We start from the raw sequence: 2,269 nt of genomic DNA, 5'->3' as shown, positions 1-2,269 counted from the left end.
ATCACGTGCGGTCCGCCCTCTCGCGCTACCTCGGCAGATCGCGTACTACCTCGGCGGGTCTGGTCCTACCTCGGCGGGTCTGGTACTACCTCGGCGTCGCCAGCGCGGCGTCGACGACGAGGGTGAGGGGAGGGCGCGGGTCGGTCGGGTCGTGGCGGGCGATCGCGTGCAGCAGCAGGCCCTCGTAGGCGCCGGAGACGGCGATCATCGCCGCGCGCGGGTCGGCCGCGCCGAGCCGGCCCACGATCCGCTCGCCCCAGTCGAGGAGGGCCTCGCGGCCGCGGTTGACGCGCCCGCGCAGGTCGGGGTCGTGGCTCGCCTCGAGGAAGAGGACGAGTCGGGCGGTCGTGGTGGCGCGGTCGGGGCCGGTCGCCTGCGCGAAGCCGGCGCACAGCATGTCGACGAAGTCCGCCGCCGACCGGGGCTCCGGCGCGTCGGACAGGCCCGCCAGGTCGCGGGCGGCGAGCTCGTCGGAGACTCCTGCCAGCAGGGCGGCGCGGGTGCGGAAGTAGTTCGACGTCGAGCCGCGGGGGAGCCCGGCGCGCTCGTCGACGCGGCCGTGGGTGAGAGCGCGGAGCCCCTCGGTGCCGAGCAGGTCCACGGCCGCGTCGAGCGCGCGGCGTCGGGGCGGGAGGGCGGTGGTCACGACGGCACCCTAACCCAGCTACTACAGACATAGTGACACGACACTATGGACGTAGTACCGTCGAGGGATGGACGAGAACAGGGTGGGCGAGGGGCGGGCCGCCTCGGTGCGGCCCGAGGCGACGGCCGACGTGCCGATGCCGGAGCTCGCCGGCGTCACCCATCGACGGGTCGACGTCGACGGGCTCGCGATGCACGTCGTCGAGCAGGGGACCGGTGACCCGGTGCTGCTGCTCCACGGGTTCCCGGAGCACTGGTGGGAGTGGCGCGGGACGATCGGCCCGCTCGCCGCCGACCACCACGTCGTGTGCCCCGACCTGCGCGGGTTCGGCTGGACCGACGCCCCGCCGGACGGCTACACGCGCGACCGCCTCCTGGCCGACGTCGTCGGCCTGCTCGACACGCTGGGCCTCGACCGGGTGCACGTCGTCGCCCACGACTGGGGCGCGCTGGTCGGATTCCACCTCTGCCTCGAGCACCCCGACCGCGCGGCCTCGCTGCTGAGCATGGGCGTGCCTCACCTGTGGCTGCGGTTCGACCCGCGGCTGCTGCTGATGCTGCGGCACACCTGGTTCCAGGTGGTCGTCGCCTCGCGGCTGACCGGCCCGCGGGCCCTGTCGCGGGGCCGGCAACGGCTGCCGCGCCACCTGCTGCAGGAGTACGGCAGCGACGCGCCCGTGATGACGGAGTCCGACGTCGAGGCCTACCTCGCGCCGTTGCGTCACCCCGCGGGCGCGCGCGCCGGGTCGGCGCTCTGCCGCGACTTCGTGCGGCGCGAGCTGTGGGCGGTCCTGCGCGGCGCCTACCGCGACCAGCACCTGACCACGCCGGCCGTCGCGCTGCTCGGCGAGAACGACATCCTCAGCGATCCCGCCCTGCTCGGCGGGTACGAGGAGCACGCCGACGACCTCGTCGTCGACGTGCTCCCCGGCGTCTCGCACTTCATGGTCGACGAGCGTCCGGACCTCGTCGTCGACCGCGCGCGCGAGCTGTTCGCCCGCGCGGCGTGACGGAGCTCAGACGTCGGCCGAGTGCGCGCCCGTCACCGGGGGCTCGGCCGACCACGGGAACGTGATCCACAGGTCGGTGTCGCGCCACGAGTAGTCGGGCCGGATGATCGTGCGGGGCTTGGTGTAGAGCACCACCGACCGGGCGTCGGCCCCCTGCTTCGCCAGCAGGTCCATGACGAGCGCGAGGGTGCGGCCGGAGTCGGCGACGTCGTCCACCACGAGCACCTTCGAGCCGGGCAGCTCGGACGTGTCCATGAGCGGCGGGAGCACGCGCGGGTCGTCCAGCGTCTTGCCGATGTCGGTGTAGAACTCGACGTTCATCGTGCCCACGCCCTTGGTGCCCAGGGCGTACGCCATCGCGCCGCCGGGCACGAGGCCGCCGCGCGCGACGGCGATCACGACGTCGGGCAGGAAGCCGCTGTCGACGACCTGCTGCGCGAGCTCGCGGATCGCGACGGGCAGCAGGGTCCAGGTGAGGACCTCGCGCTCGGGGACGGCGCCGGCGTCGGCGGGCACGGGCGGCTCGGCGGGGGTGGGCTCTGCGCTCATGGCACCCGAGACTACGCGCGACGGCGGGCCCCCGTGACCGGGGGCCCGCCCGCGGGGTGGGGCCT

3 protein-coding genes are annotated in these 2,269 nt (G+C 74.6%); 1 reads left to right on the top strand and 2 read right to left on the bottom strand.

What is annotated here, in order from left to right; all coding sequences use genetic code 11:
• Positions 1 to 85: 85 nt before the first annotated feature.
• Positions 86 to 646, bottom strand: a complete 561-nt coding sequence (locus ACFWEK_RS20965) for a TetR/AcrR family transcriptional regulator (RefSeq protein ID WP_430555291.1) — start codon at positions 644 to 646, stop codon at positions 86 to 88.
• Positions 647 to 713: 67 nt separating this feature from the next.
• On the opposite strand from ACFWEK_RS20965, the gene ACFWEK_RS20960 reads away from it, so the two are divergent.
• Positions 714 to 1,655, top strand: a complete 942-nt coding sequence (locus ACFWEK_RS20960) for an alpha/beta fold hydrolase (protein WP_430548376.1) — start codon at positions 714 to 716, stop codon at positions 1,653 to 1,655.
• Positions 1,656 to 1,661: 6 nt separating this feature from the next.
• Here ACFWEK_RS20960 and ACFWEK_RS20955 read toward each other — a convergent pair whose 3' ends face one another.
• A complete protein-coding gene (locus tag ACFWEK_RS20955; RefSeq protein WP_430548377.1) occupies positions 1,662 to 2,204 on the bottom strand; it encodes a phosphoribosyltransferase in 543 nt (180 codons plus the stop codon).
• Between the last annotated feature and the right edge of the window lie 65 nt (positions 2,205 to 2,269).

Source organism: Isoptericola sp. NPDC060257, from assembly GCF_042726645.1.
Classification (GTDB): domain Bacteria; phylum Actinomycetota; class Actinomycetes; order Actinomycetales; family Cellulomonadaceae; genus Isoptericola; species Isoptericola nanjingensis.
Note: the sequence above shows the minus strand (reverse complement) of the source record. Positions and strands in the feature narration are given on the sequence as shown.

What these genes read in the sequence shown, in the direction of transcription:
- ACFWEK_RS20960 (WP_430548376.1), top strand. Translation starts at nt 714, where the DNA reads ATGGACGAGAACAGGGTGGGCGAGGGGCGGGCCGCCTCGGTGCGGCCC.
- ACFWEK_RS20955 (WP_430548377.1), bottom strand. Translation starts at nt 2,204, where the DNA reads ATGAGCGCAGAGCCCACCCCCGCCGAGCCGCCCGTGCCCGCCGACGCC.